This is a genomic window from Butyrivibrio sp., assembly GCF_017635265.1.
In the GTDB taxonomy this organism is placed as follows: Bacteria; Bacillota; Clostridia; order Lachnospirales; family Lachnospiraceae; genus Butyrivibrio.
Genome location: NZ_JAGBLU010000041.1, coordinates 1 through 18,012, shown reverse-complemented (window position 1 = coordinate 18,012; position 18,012 = coordinate 1). Strand labels below are relative to the sequence as shown.

14 protein-coding genes are annotated in these 18,012 nt (G+C 40.3%); 4 read left to right on the top strand and 10 right to left on the bottom strand.

What is annotated here, in order from left to right; all coding sequences use genetic code 11:
- Window positions 1-94: 94 nt before the first annotated feature.
- The 3 genes from J6O61_RS05830 to J6O61_RS05820 form a co-directional block, all read right to left on the bottom strand.
- Window positions 95-3,898 carry a phosphoribosylformylglycinamidine synthase gene (locus J6O61_RS05830; protein ID WP_292210720.1) on the bottom strand — a complete coding sequence of 1,268 codons (3,804 nt, stop codon included), beginning with the start codon at window positions 3,896-3,898 and terminating at the stop codon, window positions 95-97.
- A 75-nt stretch (window positions 3,899-3,973) separates the two neighbouring features.
- Window positions 3,974-4,570 carry a TetR/AcrR family transcriptional regulator gene (locus J6O61_RS05825; protein ID WP_292210719.1) on the bottom strand — a complete coding sequence of 199 codons (597 nt, stop codon included), beginning with the start codon at window positions 4,568-4,570 and terminating at the stop codon, window positions 3,974-3,976.
- 107 nt (window positions 4,571-4,677) lie between these two features.
- A complete protein-coding gene (locus J6O61_RS05820; RefSeq protein WP_292210718.1) occupies window positions 4,678-5,157 on the bottom strand; it encodes a hypothetical protein in 480 nt (159 codons plus the stop codon).
- 190 nt (window positions 5,158-5,347) lie between these two features.
- Here J6O61_RS05820 and J6O61_RS05815 point away from each other — a divergent pair, with 190 nt between their 5' ends.
- Window positions 5,348-6,247 carry a LysR family transcriptional regulator gene (locus tag J6O61_RS05815; RefSeq protein ID WP_292210717.1) on the top strand — a complete coding sequence of 300 codons (900 nt, stop codon included), beginning with the start codon at window positions 5,348-5,350 and terminating at the stop codon, window positions 6,245-6,247.
- 82 nt (window positions 6,248-6,329) lie between these two features.
- Here the strand turns inward: J6O61_RS05815 and J6O61_RS05810 are convergent, their stop codons facing one another.
- Together J6O61_RS05810 and J6O61_RS05805 are read right to left on the bottom strand one after the other, a co-directional pair.
- Window positions 6,330-7,214, bottom strand: a complete 885-nt coding sequence (locus tag J6O61_RS05810; protein WP_292210716.1) for an HAD family hydrolase — start codon at window positions 7,212-7,214, stop codon at window positions 6,330-6,332.
- A gap of 174 nt (window positions 7,215-7,388) precedes the next feature.
- The gene (locus tag J6O61_RS05805) at window positions 7,389-8,672 is read right to left on the bottom strand and encodes an adenylosuccinate synthase (RefSeq protein ID WP_292210715.1); all 1,284 of its coding nucleotides are present in this window, start codon (window positions 8,670-8,672) and stop codon (window positions 7,389-7,391) included.
- Between the two features lie 249 nt (window positions 8,673-8,921).
- Between J6O61_RS05805 and J6O61_RS05800 the strand changes: the two genes are divergently transcribed.
- Window positions 8,922-10,637, top strand: coding sequence for a methyl-accepting chemotaxis protein (locus tag J6O61_RS05800; protein ID WP_292210714.1), 1,716 nt, complete (start codon window positions 8,922-8,924; stop codon window positions 10,635-10,637).
- A gap of 148 nt (window positions 10,638-10,785) precedes the next feature.
- Entirely contained in the window at window positions 10,786-11,778 is a 993-nt protein-coding gene (mgrA, locus tag J6O61_RS05795; protein ID WP_292210713.1) for an L-glyceraldehyde 3-phosphate reductase, read from the top strand.
- A 95-nt stretch (window positions 11,779-11,873) separates the two neighbouring features.
- Here mgrA and J6O61_RS05790 read toward each other — a convergent pair whose 3' ends face one another.
- A complete protein-coding gene (locus J6O61_RS05790) occupies window positions 11,874-13,823 on the bottom strand; it encodes a [Fe-Fe] hydrogenase large subunit C-terminal domain-containing protein (RefSeq protein ID WP_292210712.1) in 1,950 nt (649 codons plus the stop codon).
- Window positions 13,824-14,144: 321 nt separating this feature from the next.
- On the opposite strand from J6O61_RS05790, the gene J6O61_RS05785 reads away from it, so the two are divergent.
- A complete protein-coding gene (locus tag J6O61_RS05785) occupies window positions 14,145-14,450 on the top strand; it encodes a hypothetical protein (RefSeq protein WP_292210711.1) in 306 nt (101 codons plus the stop codon).
- Between the two features lie 52 nt (window positions 14,451-14,502).
- Here J6O61_RS05785 and J6O61_RS05780 read toward each other — a convergent pair whose 3' ends face one another.
- The 4 genes from J6O61_RS05780 to J6O61_RS05765 form a co-directional block, all read right to left on the bottom strand.
- The gene (locus J6O61_RS05780; protein WP_292210710.1) at window positions 14,503-16,590 is read right to left on the bottom strand and encodes a heavy metal translocating P-type ATPase; all 2,088 of its coding nucleotides are present in this window, start codon (window positions 16,588-16,590) and stop codon (window positions 14,503-14,505) included.
- A 2-nt stretch (window positions 16,591-16,592) separates the two neighbouring features.
- A complete protein-coding gene (locus J6O61_RS05775; protein WP_292146776.1) occupies window positions 16,593-16,874 on the bottom strand; it encodes a DUF6110 family protein in 282 nt (93 codons plus the stop codon).
- 311 nt (window positions 16,875-17,185) lie between these two features.
- Window positions 17,186-17,689 carry a methyltransferase family protein gene (locus tag J6O61_RS05770; RefSeq protein ID WP_292210707.1) on the bottom strand — a complete coding sequence of 168 codons (504 nt, stop codon included), beginning with the start codon at window positions 17,687-17,689 and terminating at the stop codon, window positions 17,186-17,188.
- 55 nt (window positions 17,690-17,744) lie between these two features.
- Window positions 17,745-17,951, bottom strand: coding sequence for a hypothetical protein (locus J6O61_RS05765; RefSeq protein ID WP_292210704.1), 207 nt, complete (start codon window positions 17,949-17,951; stop codon window positions 17,745-17,747).
- Window positions 17,952-18,012: the final 61 nt, after the last annotated feature.

Genomic DNA, 18,012 nt, shown 5'->3' with positions numbered 1-18,012 from the left:
TGCTCGCATAGCTTTTTTCCTCATTCTTGTTAGGTTCGTTAATTATCAAGTGATATTGCGCAAGCGCAATCACTTGATAATTTCCTCACCAATATCATCTGAAGTATTCAACTCCACTCTCAAATATCTTAAGATCCTGCTCGCCGTAGATGTTGATTGCTACGCCGTCGCCACGTCTCTCTGAGTGAGCCATCTTACCAAGGCATCTTCCATCTGGTGAAAGGATACCTTCAACTGCCCTGTAGGAGCCGTTGATGTTCCACTCGTCATCCATTGTTATGTTTCCATCAAGGTCGCAGTACTGTGTTGCAATCTGGCCATTTGCAAAGAGCTTATCAAGTACATCTTCAGGTGCAACAAATCTTCCTTCACCGTGTGAAGCAGGGTTTGTGTATACTCCGCCAAGCTTTGCATTTTTAAGCCAAGGTGAATTGTTGGAAACAACCTTTATTGTAGCCATCTTGGAAATATGTCTTCCAATTGTATTAAATGTCAGTGTAGGCGAGTTCTCACTCTGTCCTGTTATCTTGCCGTTTGGCACAAGTCCGAGCTTGATCATAGCCTGGAAACCATTGCATATACCGAGCGCGAGTCCGTCTCTGTTCTGTAAAAGATCTTCAACTGCTGCCTTGATCTCTTCATTCTGGAAAGCTGTCGCAAAGAACTTGGCACTTCCGTCAGGTTCGTCACCGGCTGAGAATCCGCCAGGGAACATGATGATCTGAGCCTGCTCGATAGCTTTTTTGAACTCTTCAACTGATTCTTTGATATCCTGAGCATCTCTGTTTCTGAATATCTTGATGTTAGTATTTGCACCTGCTCTTTCAAAAGCCTGAGCGCTGTCATACTCGCAGTTTGTTCCGGGGAACACTGGAATGAATACTGTAGGCTTTGCCACCTTATTCTTGCATACATATACGCTCTCAGCCTTGAAAAGACCTGTGTCTACAGCTTTTTTCTCCTCGTTAACTGTTGAGTGGAATACCTTCTCAAGCTTATCCTTCCAGCTCTCAAGTGCCTCATCTTCAGAAAAGCTTACGCCGCAAGCTGTGAATGTGTTATCATCTGTCACTTCACCGATTACTCTGCCGCCGGCATTTATAGCATCCGAAACAAACTCTGCCGGAACTTCTGCGATAATGTCTGCTATATCGTTTGTAAAGAGCTCTTTTGCACTTATAGCATCATCAATCTTAACTCCCAAACCGTTACCAAATGCCATCTTGGAAACGGCCGCAGCAATTCCGTAAGAATCTTCCGCATAGGCTGAGCAGATAGCTTTCTTCTTCATAAGAGCATTTATCTTCTCGTAAAGAGCCATGATCTTTTCATAATCAGGAAGATCATAGCCATCTCTTGGGAGCTTAAACTGAACAAGCTTGTTTCCTGCCATTTTAAGTTCAGGTGTTACTACATCCGAAAGCTGTGCCACATCTACTGCAAAAGAAACAAGTGTAGGCGGTACGTTTATCTCATTAAATGAGCCTGACATAGAGTCTTTTCCACCAATAGAAGCAAGGCCAAACTTCATCTGAGCTTCATAAGCGCCCAAAAGAGCTGTGAAAGGCTGGCTCCAACGCTCAGGATCCTCTGTCATTCTCTTAAAGTACTCCTGGAATGTGAAGTGGAGCTTTTTATAATCTCCGCCGCTTGCAACAATCCTTGATACAGACTCTGTTACGGCATAGGCTGCACCGTGGTATGGGCTCCAGCTTGAAAGATATGGATCAAAGCCATAGCTCATCATTGTTACTGTATCTGTTTTTCCTGACAAAACAGGAAGCTTGGCGATCATTGTCTGTGTCTCGGAAAGCTGTCTTTTTCCGCCGTAAGGCATTAAAACGGAAGCTGCTCCGATTGATGAGTCAAACATCTCAACCAGACCTTTCTGAGAACATACATTAAGGTCATTTAATACAGAAAGCCATGCTTTCTTTACATCTCCGGTTAAAAGAGCTTCTTTTGCACCTTCAGAAGCTGTTTTATCAAGATAGTTATCACTCTTTGAAGGAATCTCTACCTTAACGTTTGTCTCCTGATGGGCACCGTTTGTATCAAGGAATGCTCTCTTAAGGTCTACTATTTTCTTGCCTCTCCAGTTAAGTACAAGTCTTGGCTCCTCAGTAACTACTGCAACCTTAACAGCCTCAAGGTTTTCTTCTCCTGCATACTCAAGGAACCTGTCCACATCCTTAGGAGCTACAACTACTGCCATTCTCTCCTGTGACTCTGAGATGGCAAGCTCTGTTCCATCAAGACCTGCATATTTTTTAGGCACAAGGTCAAGATTGATATCAAGACCGGGCGCAAGCTCACCGATAGCAACTGAAACTCCGCCTGCTCCAAAGTCGTTACATTTCTTTATAAGTTCACTGACTTCAGGACGTCTAAAGAGTCTCTGAAGCTTTCTCTCTGTAGGAGCGTTACCTTTCTGAACCTCTGCGCCGCAGCTTGTAAGAGATTTTGAATCATGAGCCTTGGATGAACCTGTTGCTCCGCCACATCCATCTCTTCCTGTTCTTCCGCCAAGAAGCACAATGATGTCTCCGGGATCAGCGCTCTCACGGATAACATGCTCCTGTGGAGCAGCTCCCATAACCGCACCAATTTCCATTCTTTTTGCCACATATCCGGGATGATAGATTTCTTTTACATATCCTGTAGCAAGTCCGATCTGGTTACCGTATGATGAATATCCTGAAGCAGCGCCTCTTACGAGCTTTTTCTGTGAAAGCTTGCCCTTCATAGTCTCAGCTACAGGAACTGTAGGATCTGCGGCACCTGTTACACGCATAGCCTGATATACATAGCCTCTTCCTGAAAGCGGATCTCTGATAGCTCCGCCAAGGCATGTTGCAGCGCCACCGAATGGCTCGATCTCTGTAGGATGGTTGTGAGTCTCGTTCTTAAAGAAAACAAGCCAGTTTTCTCTTTTTACACCTTCGCCATAATCCACATCTATAGGAACCACTACAGTGCAGGCGTTATTTTCTTCGGACTCCTCCATATCTGTGAGTTTTCCGTCTTTTTTAAGTTTCTTCATTCCCATAAGGGCTATATCCATAAGGGAAATGAACTTCTCTTTCTTTTTATCCTCGGTCTGATAAAGCGCATCTCTTGCTGAAAGGTAATCTCTATAAGCATTTTCGATAGGAGCCCTGTAGTCTCCCTCGCCAAATTCTACGGTTTTAAGTTCTGTTCCAAAGGTTGTATGACGGCAATGATCTGACCAGTATGTATCCAGAACCCTGATTTCAGTCATGGTAGGATTTCTGTGTTCGTCATCATTAAAGTACTGTCTGATCCACTTAAAATCATTAAGTGTCATGGCAAGACCAAGTGACTTGTACAGATTTTCAAAGTCCTCTTCTGACATTGTGCAGAAGTTATCAAGAACTGCCACATCTTCCGGCTCATCGTAGTTTGTAACCAGAGTTTCAGGCTTCTTTTCATCTGCAATTCTGGAATCCACCGGGTTCATAGTGTATTCCTTTATTTTGGAGATTTCCTCTTCTGTCATATCTCCTATGAGCATATAGGTAACGGCTGTTTTGATAACAGGTTCTTCATCACCTTTTATAAAACGAACGCACTGCTCTGCCGAATCAGCTCTTTGATCGAACTGTCCCGGAAGTGCTTCAATACTAAATACCACTGCGCCACTTGGCACTTCAATGCTTTCTCTGTACAAAATATCTACAGGGGGCTCTGAGAAAACAGTCCTGCAGGCCTTTTCAAAAACGTCTTCAGAAATATTCTCAACATCATAACGGATGAAGATTCTTACTTCTGACACGCTATTTATTCCAAGATAACTCTTGATCTCATGCCTCAGTTCCTTTGCTTTACCGGCAAAAGGCTGCTTTTTCTCAACATAGATTCGTCTTACACTGCTCATAATATCTCCTCGTTCTAAAAATATTGTTTATTGTTATAAAGAAAGAGTGCCGGTATAAAGCACTCTTTCTTAAAACTAGCTATTTAATTCAAAAGGCACTAATCCCTCAAGCACGTACATTAATTCCCTGTCAATTGCTTCTTCGGAAATACCGATTGTCTTGGAAGTAATCTTGAGACCTTCCACCACGTACATAAGATTGCGAGCACATCCTACAGGGTTCTCGCAAACAAATTCACCATTTTCAACGCCATTTTCAATAAGCTTTTCAACTATTCTTACAGCTGTATCAAATTGTAATTTTAAGGGATTATTTTTTGTCGTCTGTTTGTTGACGGAATAATATTCATATGTAGCGACAGTTAAGTTGTTCTTTTTTCTAAGGATTTCTTTTTTCTGTTCCTTAAGAAAAAGAGCAAGCATATCGCCCGCTGATGCATCACCGGAAAGTGCTGCATCTATAGCTTCATCATCATCTTCACGAGCTTCACTTGAAAGAACTTCAAGAAACAGCTCTTCTGTATTGGAAAAATAGAGATAAAGACCCCCACGACTAATCTCGCAGGCATCTACAATGTCCTTCATGGTAACGTTTTTAAAACCTTTTTCTGAAAAAACTCCCCTTGCTTTGTCAAGAATATATTGTTTCTTCTTGGCAGACTTCTCTCCCATTATTATCTCCTAAACGATAGTTTATATCTTACTAAATCCGTTTAAATTATAATGCTGCAGCAGACCAAAATACGATGCCGGCGGTATTCTGCTCCTACTAATATCAATCAGGTATCAGTAGCCTTAACAGACCAATAGTTCAATAATTCATCCATCTTGCTTACAACCTGATATAGAACTCCGTTGTAGACTCCCTCTGCCCACACGGTTCCCTTGGTCATTCCGGACAGAATATATTTGGAAAGGATTCCCGCAAGGTCATCCATATCCATAATCTGAGCATCCTTTATAAAAAGAAGCTCATCCTTAGCACTATTCAAATGATTTCTGGTATATACATAGACATAATTGCGATCCAGAAGATTAGTATTCTGAGCCGCTTTTACAAAGCTGAGTAAATTTGAATCATAAACCGGAAATGGCATAGATTTGAGGTCACTATTAGAATAGCTTTGGGCAACTTCTGATTTAGCATTGTCCTTAAGCCATTTTACATATGGTAATAACTTATCTACCTCCGGACGGTATCTGGAAACGATGTCCTCAACGCTGTTTTCATTGACACTTTTGTCATTTTGAATATCCATTGAAAGCCGCTCCTTTAAAGGTTTTGAAGGCAGTCGCCTCAACCTCACAATAGTTTTCTGTTACCAAATTCCTTGATAAATTATAGCAAGGCTGTCATAAAAAGTACAGAATTTTTATAAGAATTTATTGTGAAAATAAAAGGTGATATAATAGCTTATGATATAATTATAACTTATGGAGAAAAGCAATATGATAAGTAATCTGGAGTATTACAAAGTCTTTTATTATGTAGGAAAATACAACAGCATAACAGCCGCCGCAAAAGAGCTTTCGATCTCCCAGCCGGCTGTAAGCCAGTCAATACATCAACTAGAATCTCTTCTGGGATGCACACTGTTTCAAAGAACCTCTAAAGGAATGAAACTTACATCAGAAGGAAGTCTGTTATACAGATATATAAAAAAAGGGTATGAACAGATTGACCTTGGTGAGCAGCGTCTCAGTCACCTTCTGCACCTTGATGCAGGAGAAGTCAGAATCGGAGCCAGCGATATGACTCTTAGATTTTTCCTTCTTCCTTATTTAGAGAAATTCCACGAATTATACCCCGGAATAAAAGTAACTGTTACAAACGGCCCAACCCCCGAAACTCTTTCTTATCTGAAAGAAGATCGTATAGACTTCGGTGTTGTATCAAGTCCCTTTGAAGAATCTGACACACTTTCTTTTTTCCCTGTATCAGAAATACAGGACACTTTCGTAGCCGGAAGAAAGTTCATTCAATACAAAAACCGTACTCTGGATTTTTCAGATTTGTCTGCTATGCCACTGATATTTCTCGAAGGCAAAACCAGCACCACCGAATATATCCACTCATTCCTCGAAAAGAACGGAGTATCCATCCATCCTGAATTTGAACTTGCAACCAGCGATATGATAGTTCAGTTTGCTCTTCGAAGTCTGGGTGTTGGCTGCGTAGTAAAGGATTTTGCCAGAGACTCACTTGAATCAGGCATCCTTTTTGAGCTGCGTTTCAACAAAATGATTCCCAAGAGAAAAATCTGCGTTGTAACTGATAACTCACGTCCCATTTCCATAGCTGCGGATAAACTTATTCAACTGATCAAAAACAATTTTACTCAAAATTAGTCAACCTGATCACATACATCGGTTGACTAATTTTCAAGCTTTTTCAAATTAAATCATATGCCATTCACGAGTTCCCAATACTTCAAAACTTCACACCCATAGCTGCAAGCTCATCAACCACCTGATTGTAGTCACGATAGATGATGCCCTTCCAGCCAAGGTTTATGGCTGCTTCTATATTTACCGGGGTGTCATCTATAAAGACGGTTTTGGATGGCGTCAGGTTATATCTGTCTACCAATAAGTTGTATATGGCCGGATCCGGTTTAACTACGTGTTCTCTGTAGCTTAAAATGCCGCCGTCTGTTTCGTCCAAAAAGGCCATTGCTTCAGGGCATCCTTCAAGAGCCTGTCTGGAGAAGTTGGAAAGATAGAGAACTTTGTAGCCTGCCGCCTTTAAAGATCTTATCCAGGGAATTGTCTTCTCTCTTTTTAAGATGATTCCGTCTATGTTCTTAAATGTATCTTCAAGCTGAGTTTTTATCTCAGGGTCATTTTCTACAAACCTGGCAATAATCTCATCATTGGATAGATTACCCTTATCGTATTCTACCCAGTCATCGCTATAGACTGTAGCCCTTGCGATTCTCTCTACCATCTTGTCATCAAAGCCCTTAAACATAAGGAACTTGTCCCAGGCAAAATCCGTAAGAACATTACCTATATCAAATACAACCGTATTGATTTCACCATCCGGAATTATGTTGCCATATTTGTCATGCCTTTTGTTGCTGCTCATGGCATCAAGCGATGCTATCGTGTGCCTGCCGGTAATCGCGCCTATCGACCAGATAAGCAGCCAACAGAGGATAGGCACCGCAACCACCGCAGCAGCAAGTCCCATGAAAAGATTTTTCGAATCCGGGCCTCCAAATAATGCCACAAATAAAAATGCTACTATTAAAAGTACTATAAGCACCAGTGCGGATAATGCAAGAATTCTCTTATATTTTGGAGTTTTATTCATATAAATATCAGTCCTCTTTCAATACGCAAGTAAACAGATGTATGTGCAAGAAATCTTCGCGGTCTTTGAAAACGTCAGTACTTATGCCTTGTTTTTTTAAGGCTTTAGTACTGCTACGTTTTCAACGAAGCGAAAGCGTCCGTGAAGTTCTTGCATATCATCTGTTTATGTATTTTATTTATTGCGATAGATTATATCTGTTCTTGCAGGACCGTTGCTTACCATAGTAATCGGATATCCGATGTGCTCCTCGATAAACTCAATGTATTTTCTGCAGTTCTCAGGAAGATCTTCATATTTCCTGATGCCTCTTATATCGCACTTCCAACCCGGAAGTACTTCATAAACAGGCTTTGCCTTCTCAAGAAGATGAGTAACAGGGAATTCTGTTGTTACTTCGCCATCGATGTCATATCCCACGCAAACAGGTATTTCATCAAGGTATCCTAACACATCAAGTACTGTAAATGCAACATCAGTAGTACCCTGAAGTCTGCATCCATATTTACTTGCTACGCAGTCATACCAGCCAACACGTCTGGGTCTTCCGGTTGTTGCACCGTATTCACCGCCGTCACCGCCGCGTCTTCTAAGTTCTTCTGCCTCATCACCAAAAAGTTCTGATACAAATGCACCTGCTCCAACTGCTGAAGAATATGCTTTGGAAACAGTAACAATCTGCTTGATCTCATAAGGAGGAATTCCTGCTCCAATTGCACCATAAGCTGCAAGAGGTGATGAAGATGTAACCATAGGATAGATTCCGTGATCAGGATCCTTCATGGTTCCAAGCTGTCCCTCTAAAAGAATTGTCTTTCCTTCCTTAATAGCTCCGTCAAGGTAAAGTGCCACATTTCCGATATATGGCTTAACCTGCTCTCTCCAGCTTACAATCTGTTCAAACAAAGCTTCCTGATCAATAGGTTCAGCGTGATAAAGGTTTACAAGTATAACGTCTTTTATCTCTGCAATTCTGGCAATTTTCTCTTTAATTGCCTCATCATCCTGATAAAACTCATTTATCTGCCATCCAATCTTGGCAAACTTATCCGAATAGAAAGGAGCTATACCTGACTTGGTTGAACCAAAGCTCTTGCCTGCAAGTCTTGCCTCTTCGAGCGTATCAAAAAGTACATGATAGGGCATCATGACCTGCACTCTGTCAGAGATCATAATCTGTGGCATAGGAACTCCCTTGGAAGTGATCTCATCAAGTTCCTTCATAAACTTGGTAATATCGAAGGCAACGCCGTTGCCAATAATATTCATTATATGTGAATGAAAAACTCCCGACGGCATAGTATGAAGTGCAAACTTGCCGTAATCATTGACGATAGTGTGGCCTGCATTGGCACCGCCCTGAAAACGAATAACTACATCGGCATTATCGGCCAGAGTATCTGTGATCTTGCCTTTTCCTTCATCTCCCCAGTTTGCGCCTACAACTGCTTTAACCATTTTTTAACCCTCACTTTTAAATTTTTAATCGCATCTTTAATGCAAGTTCATATTACTCTGTTGTTAGTCATAAGTAAAATCAATATTTTTTATACTTGCTATAAGATGTACTTATATCTGAAATGTTTATAAATTTGCGTATAATTGTGTATTTTTTTACAACAAAAAGCTAAAATAAAGATATATATTGTCGATAAAACATATAGGGTGAGCAATTATATTCTCGTATGAAAGTGTTAGGAGGTTACTATGGCCAATAAAGATGCAACAAATATCGAATTTGTATCGGATTCTTTTAAAAAGTTATCTGTATCCGATAAATTCAAAAAAGTATTCAACAAATTTCAGGCTAATCTGGTTATTATCTTTGTGGTAATTGTTTTAATTGACATTGTTGCACTCTTTAACCTGCATAATATCTATTCTGTTTATTATGAGCAAAACACACAGCAGGGCGAAGTCAGAATAACAATTCAGGCTCTGGCCAAATATTATCTCTGGGCTCTGGCAGCTCAGGATGCAAATGACATAAATGAGCAGATATCAGGTGCCGAAGAAAAAATTCAGGAACTGAACGATGGTCTTGATACTCTCAGCAAGGTGTACAAAGGGGATTTAAACACAGCGTATTCCCACATAAATGATATAGATAAAGCTGACGACACCCTTAAAGCGATGTTTGAAAGCGGTGCTTCCGATCAGGAATTATATGATTATTATGTTAATACCGTAAACGAAGCCATTAAGGTTGTAGTAAAGGACTTTAAGGAAATCGGAATTTCTGCCAAAGCTCAGGCTTCTTCTGCATATACTCTTGCGCTTGTAAGCGTACTTGTAATGACACTGATTTCTCTTGCAGTTGTAATTTACGCGATTATGTATTCGGTAAAAGCAAGAGGCGCTCTGACAAAGAGTATTCTTGGTCCTATAGATGCCATTTCCAAAGCAGCCGACAATATGGCCAAAGGTAAGATTGAAATCAGTATTGAGACCGATTCACAGGATGAACTCGGAAAGCTTGCAAAAGATATTACAAAATCCACAAATGTTATAGAGCAGATTGTAAAGGATATCGACGAAACCCTTAAAAGAATGTCAGCCGGTGACTTTTCTTCCGGTTCCCGGAACGAAAAGCTCTATATTGGTGACTATGAAGCCATAAGGTCTGCTCTTTCCGATATTGCAGATAACCTTTCAAGTACACTTTTAGAGGTAAGAAATTCATCTCAGCAGGTTTCACAGGGTGCCATTAATATGTCGCAGGGTGCAAATGATTTGGCTGAAGGCTCAACCGATCAGGCTGCTGCCGTTCAGGAACTTACAGCTTCAGTTAATTCCATCACCGAGCAGACCAAACAGCTTGCTGATGTTGCTGAAAAGAGTAAGGATATGGCTTCTGAAGTCAGGGACAATGCTGAAGCAAGTTCCAGAAAGATGCATCTGGTAACAGATGCCATGACAAGAATTACTGAAGCTTCTGCAGAAATCGAGCAGGTTACAAATACCATTGAAGCTATTGCAAAACAGACATCACTTCTTGCCCTCAATGCTTCTATCGAAGCAGCAAGAGCAGGTGAAACCGGAAAAGGCTTTGCAGTTGTTGCAGAACAGATAGGAAAGCTTGCAGATCAGTCAAGTGAAGCTGCCAAAAACACTCATCAGCTCATCGCTGACACCATGGATGAAATCAATAACGGTAACTCGGTTGTTGCTGAAACAACAGAAGCTCTTGATGCCATGCAGCACAGCGTAGAAGAAATTACCGATATGATCATTCAGACCGGTGATCTTGCGGAGCAGCAGGCACAGAGTATGGACGAGATTGATAAGGGCATTGAAATGATTTCAAGCGTAGTTCAGAACAACTCCGCAACTGCCGAAGAATCAAGTGCTGTATCTCAGGAGCTTTCAGAACAATCCGAATCACTTAATAGTCTTATCGGACAATTTACGATCAGCGAATAATTTTTTGCTAACAAGCCCTTTGCGTAGGCAAGATCCTGCGTGAGGGGCTTAATTTTTTGCAATCTTTTTGAAAGTATTTTCCTGCCCACTATAATGAAAACAATGTTACTATATTAAATAGTAAAAAATCTATTTGTGGGAGGTTACCATGTACACAGCAAATGAAAAGAGATATGAAACCATGAAGTACAACAGATGTGGCAAAAGCGGTCTTAAGCTTCCTGCTGTTTCTTTTGGCTTATGGCACAACTTTGGGGATAACAACGACTATGAGAACATGAAAGATCTGTGTTTTACTGCCTTTGATAATGGTATTACGCACTTTGATCTTGCCAATAACTACGGTCCTGCAGAAGGCGCTGCTGAGATCAACTTCGGAAAAATTTTAAAGGAAGAGCTTTCATCATATCGTGATGAACTCATTATTTCCACAAAAGCAGGATACTACATGTGGCCCGGTCCTTATGGGGACTGGGGAAGCAGAAAATATCTTATTTCCAGTCTAGATCAGTCACTTAAAAGAATGAATCTGGAATATGTGGATATATTCTATCATCACAGAATGGATCCCGATACTCCTTTAGAAGAAACCATGGAAGCTCTTGACCAGATAGTAAGAAGCGGCAAAGCTCTTTATGTAGGTATTTCCAACTACGACGGTGAAAACCTTGAAAAGGCAGCAGCGATTCTAAACAGCCTTCATACCCCGTTTATTATTAACCAGAACAGGTACAATATTTTCACAAGAAACATAGAGCAAAACGGTCTTAAAGAAAAAGCAAAAGAACTGGGAAAAGGAATCATTTGCTTCTCTCCTCTTGCACAGGGACTTTTGTCTGACAGATATCTTAACGGAATTCCAACAGACAGCAGGATGCGCACCGATGGACGTTTCTTAAAAGAAGACCAGTTGGACGAAACAAAACTAAAGTCCATAAAAGTCCTGAACGAAATAGCAAAAAGGCGTGGACAAACCCTTGCAGAAATGGCACTTGCCTGGATATTAAAAGATGACTATGTTACATCCGTTTTGATCGGCGCATCAAAGTCATCTCAAATCCTTGACAATATTAAAGCTATCGAAAATACTCACTTTACTGAAGATGAGCTAAAAGAAATCGATAAATACTCTATTGTTTGATATGTCATTTTTGTAAACGAAGAAAGCTTTCAACATTCTTATATAAGACCGATAAACCTTAGGGCATGTACAGAGGGCATACCCTAAGGTCTTTTTTATTCTCCACTATCAGCAAGATTCTGAAGTTCACTGCGAACTTTTTCCATTGTTGAAGATACAACATCTGTAGATGCCGCTATCTCCTGAGTTGAAGCAGCAAGGTTCTGTACTCTGGTATTTACACCTTCAACAACTTTTAATAGTTCAGCCGTCTCATTAACAATGACATTTACAGCGTCCTTAATATTCGAATTTGCATTGCCGCTGTTTTGAGCTGTTTCCTTGGAATCTGATGCCAGCTCATTGATTTCACCTGCAACCACCGCAAATCCCTTACCTGCTTCTCCTGCTCTGGCCGCCTCAATAGAAGCATTAAGCGCCAAAAGATTGGTCTGATTTGCAATTTCAACGACTCTCTTATTATTATTTGTAAGCTCATCAAGGAATTTTGAGATATTGCTTACAGACTCATTTACTCTGTTACAAAACTCCGAGACATTGGACATTTCTCCGGATATAGCCGAGCTTTCTTCTGCATTTCCGGTATTCCCGGTGTTCATTTCATTGATAGTATCGGTCAGAGAATTGAAATGCTCATTTATCTCATTAACAGTTCGCATGATGTCATCCTTCTGACCTTCAAGCTGGATTCTCTCCTGCTCAACTATTTCCTGAGCTTCTTTCTTTTCATACTCAACAAGATCTTTAAGGTAATGAACACAGTTTGACTTGTGGTTAAAGCCATTATAGATTGCAATGGCCATATCCTTACAGGTGTCATATCCGCAGCATGAACAGTTGATCTTTCTCGAAGCTGAATCGTTTTTGTTCATTTCCTTAAATATTTTATCAAGTTCAGCATCGTTAGGAATACGATGTTTACATTCCTTGGATCTGTCTGTGTACTTTCTAAGGTAATCATTGAGATCAAGATTTGCAAACTGCTTATTAAGTGCTGCAAGTCTCTTTTCAGGTGTAAGCGGTCTTGACCATGGACTCTTTTTAGTATTCTTTTTTACCCTCTCCTGAATATCGTGGATATTGTACAGCGGATCGTCGGTTGATGTTATTTTGGGATCTGTTCCGGTTCCGCATATGCATCCATTCTCGCAGTTTAGAGCATCTATGAATAAGAACGGTGTTTTTCCACCCTTTATCCTGTCTTTGTTTTGCTCAAGGAAATGATACATTCTCTTTTCGCCTTCCATCTGTCTGATGAAAACTTCATTTCCCAAAAGCCAGTACACATTTTCTTTTAATCCGCCAGGCATTGGATAAATAGATCCAAGACCGTACTCAATTTCATCCGAAACCGGCTCTCCTTTTATGTTATGCTCATTCACGTACTTCATTAAATGGTCAAACGTCACATTATAATTGATATAGCCATGATTATTGGGGTCATCTATTTCATTTTTCTTGGCAATACATGGGCTTATAAATGCAAGCTTATCAGTAATTCCCATTTCCTTGTGAGCATAGATCGCAGCACACATCATAGGGCTCTGCACCGGGAAAAGCTTTGGTAAAAGCTCCGGAAGATATCTCTCAATATAGCCAACTACAGCAGGACAGGGCTGAGATATTCCGCCAAGATAATTGTGTGTCTGAATGTACTTTATATATCCCCAGGTAGTGATATCTGCACCAAAAGAGACACTGATGATCCTGTTAACACCAAGTTTTTTCAGGCCTCCCAGAACTCTCTCATAATCATTTGGATAATCAGCTAAAAAAGCAGGCGCAAGTAAAAGAGATATTTTTTCCCCTTTCTTTAAATCAGCAAAAAACTTTTCAGTATCGTCATTGTACTGTCTGGCTTCATGCTCGCATGCATCAAAGCATGCTCCGCACGCTATACACTTATTTTTGTCAACTTCAATTCGTGACTGCCCATTTTCATCCGGTTCAGTTGATATACATGCGCCCATACAACTGCACACGCTGATGCATTTGTTACATCCCACGCAATTGTCATTGGTAAAAACAAGTGAATTTATTGCCATAAGAATCTCCTTTTTATCTGCCTGCCACACAGCTCCACACAATAAATTATATCAAAATAAGCCCTGTATTTCGTTGCTGCAAATATGAAATTTTGATAAAGCATGAATAAAAAGTGAACTGTTATTTTTTTCTTTACATTGGTTAACAGAACAGTTAATATTGTAAATGTTTGTTAGCAAAGGGTTACAAAAAGAAAGGTAAGAATAATGAATTTTGAGATCAAACACGTAACTAAACACTACTTGAGAATAAGACTATCATGCAAAGAATTGAGCGATAAAGAAGCTTTTTGGCTTAAACATACCCTACCGGAAAGCAAATTGAATATAACAAAAGTGACCGTACACCAAAAGCCTGCTTCTCTTATGATTGAGCACGACGGAATTCAAAATGATATCTTAAGCTATCTTGAGAATCTTAACCTTGAGGTTCCCGAAACCGCTGTCAAAGAGTATGAAAAAGCCTTCAATTCCAAAAAAGAATTATACAGACATATGACTCCCGCACTTAAGCGTGAATTACGCAAAGAAATCCTTATGGAGGCAGCGGTTGATATTTTTCTTCCCTCTCCTGTCGGAATTGCCTGCCATATTTTTCAGCTTGCAAGCCTTGAAGCTGATGCCTGATTTTTTTACATTAATAAAGAATCGGAAAGCCCAAAAACTTTCCGATTCTTTATTACTTATCTTTTTCTTCCAAAAGATTGGTCATACTCTTCATGCTAAGAGCAATCGTAGATGCATTATGCATAAATGCTGTCATAGTTGGGGTAAATACCCCCATCATTCCCATAATTATCAAGAAAGAATTGAAGATAATTATGGTTCTGTAATTGAAATTGATTCTATCCTGAAGCTTATTACTGATGTTCCTAAGAGTAAGCAGTGCTCCAAGATCTTCAGATGCTATGGTTATATCTGCGATTTCTCTTGCTATTGAAGCACCGGTACTTACTGCGATACCTGCGTCTGCTTCTGACAAAGCCGGTGAATCATTGATTCCATCGCCTATCATAATCACCTTTCTTCCTGCTTCATGCTCTTTTCTGATAAAAGAAGCCTTATCTTCAGGAAGAACTTCTGAGAAGTACTCTGTAACTCCTGTCTTTTCAGCTACAGCCTTTGCAGTTCTGTCACTGTCACCGGTCATCATGACCACTTTTCCAAATCCTGCTTTTTTCAGTTTTTCTATAACTTCAGGTGCCTCTGCACGCAGCGGATCTTCAATCAGGATAACAGCCACAAGCTTTCCGCCGATAGCCAGATACAGATGCGAATATTGTGATGGAAGATTGTCAAACTTCTCTTTTTCCTCATCAGGAATCACACATTGCTCATCTTCAAATATAAAATGATGACTTCCTATGCAAACCTTTTGACCATCTATCGTACTTGCTATACCATGTGCAACTATATAAGTCGCTTTTGTATGCTTTTCCTCATGTAAAAGCTTCTTTTCTTCAGCCGCTTTTACAACAGCATTGGCCATTGAATGTGGATAATGTTCCTCCAGACAGGCTGCAAGTCTAAGTGCCTCATCCTTGTCATAGCCCTCAAAAGTCACAACATCAGTAACTCTGGGTGACGCATAGGTAAGTGTACCTGTCTTATCAAAAACTATCGTCTCAGCTTCTGCCACGGCTTCCATAAACTTTCCGCCCTTTACCGAGATACTGTAATCTCCTGCTTCTCTCATGGCAGACAGAACTGAAATCGGCATTGCCAACTTCAATGCACAGCAGAAATCCACATTCAATATTGACGTTGCTTTTGTAGCATTTCTCGTAAAAAGATACGTCAAAAGAGTTGCACCAAAGGTATATGGAACAAGCTTATCTGCCAGATGCGATGCCTTGTCTTCTGATTCTGACTTAAGCTTTTCAGACTCTTCTATCATGGCTACAATGCGGTCATACCTTCCGCTTCCCTGGGATTTGGTAACACTAATCGTAAGCTCGCCCTCTTCAACTACTGTTCCGGCGTATACCAAAGCTCCATTGTCCTTGTGTACAGGCTCAGACTCACCTGTCATCGATGCCTGATTTACTGAAGCTTCACCTTCTGTCACAACTCCGTCAAGTGGAATCATACTTCCGGTTCTTATTATGATCTCATCTTTTTCTTTTACTTCAGAAACACTTACAAGAACCTCTGTGCCATCCGTGCCTCTCATCCAGACCTTATCTACATTAAGAGCCATAGCCCTTGCCAGATCGTCCACAGACTTTTTATGCGTCCAATCTTCCATTATCTCTCCCACACCAAGCAGGAACATAACAGAACCGGCTGTATCAAAGTCTCTTCTGATGAGTGAAACCAGAATGCTTGCTGCATCCAGTACCGACACTTCAAGTTTACCCTTAAGCAAAGACTTTATGCCTTCAATTATAAATGGAATTGCTCTGAAAATAGTAAGTACTTCCCTTATCGGAGCGGGGAAAAAAACTCTTTTTATCACCCTCTCCAGAACATGAAAGCACATCTTATCCTCGTACAGGATTCTAAGTTCTCTTCCTGTGTGCTCCGGAACCGTTACAAGAGATGTTTCGTAATCAAACTCCGAGAGAGCCTTTAATACGTCCCCTCTTTTATCACAGTCAAAAAAGATTATGGCATTGGCTGTCCGCTCATTAACTGCAACCTTTTTCACACCCGGAAGATCCTTGATGTAGTATTCCAATTTATCGGCTTCATCAGGTGTCATATGACACTGATGCATATGAATACGCATGCGTCCATTGGACTCATGCTCTATTTTGCACTTCATAATCAGCCTTCCGCTTTTGCAAGGATAGCCTTAGCATCAGCTATTTCTTTTTCTCTTTCTTCCTTATAACGTTTTTCATTAATCTCTTTGGCATCAGCGCTAATGTCCTGACAGTTTTCTTTAATATTTGTATAGGTTTCCATTACGGAATCTTTGCAACGATATGCAGCTGCAGTAATATGTGTATAGCACTTTTTAGCATCCTTACTGCCAAGGATTCCTACTCCTGCTGTTCCCAGAACAAATCCACATGCGATTTTACCTACTGTACTCCAAACTGACATAATATTGTCCTCCTAATTTATAAAAACATAGTAAGTTGTGTAACAATTATATCCAAGATATACTAAAGTAGCCTCTGCTAACATTTGAGAAAATTTCTCATTTAGTAGTGGCTTCATTTCCTTGTCCGTCATCTAAGCACGTTACATTGTACTTTGAAGGATTGGGTATCGTTATTTCCGGAGTGTTTTAAAGCAATCGGGGGACTTGTTTTGAATATTGCAAATTTTCTTTAGATTTTAACCTAGCTCTTTTTAGATATTACTGTATTTTTACGTCGCAGATAAACCGCGTCTCATCTTTGCGCCTTGGATCAGAAAATATATGGAATCACTTTGTATTTCACTTTAGTTTTATATTCTTTATATCCATCAAGGCCTTCCTCAAGAACCTTTTCCTCATTCTTTATTCGCTTTGAAATAATAGGAATATACAAAAATAAAATTGCAAAAGAACCGAGAATCAGCCCCATTGAAAGAAAAAGAAACAGTGTTGCCAAATACATTGGGTGACGTACAATGCCATATAATCCCATGTCAATTACCTTTTGATTATCCTGCACCTCGACCGTTCTCGAAAGATAAGCATTTTCCCGCAGTACCTCTGCATACGTGGCATATGCAAGCAAAAATATAACCGTTCCGATAATGACCACCCAGTTTGGAAGTTGCATCCACTTGAACCTAAAGCTTAATCCGGCGACAATAAACGCTGCCAAAAACATCATCCCACTAAGTGCCACAACAGCCTTCTGCTCTTTTTCCTCTTCTTTGACATTAAGGCGTTTCTTAAGAAGATCAGGATTACAAATCATCATAACAATCCCGGCAATAAACATAGGAATAAATAAGACAGCAAGCAATAGCCATCCGTTATAATAATGAATAGTTCCGGCCAGCAAGAAAAGAAGCACCATCAACATCAATAATCCCAATACAAATTTTATAATTGCCTGAAAAAAGAGTTTTTTTGTCATATTGTTGTCCCCCCACAAACCGGAATAGGCTCTCGGAATCTCTAGCCCAGATTCCAAGGGCTTTTTCTTTTTTTCTTTTTTCCAAATCCCCCCAATTTCCCATAAAATTTTAAAAATAGGGGTTGACAAACCCTCCAAAATCTGCGGCCGCTTCGCGGCCTATT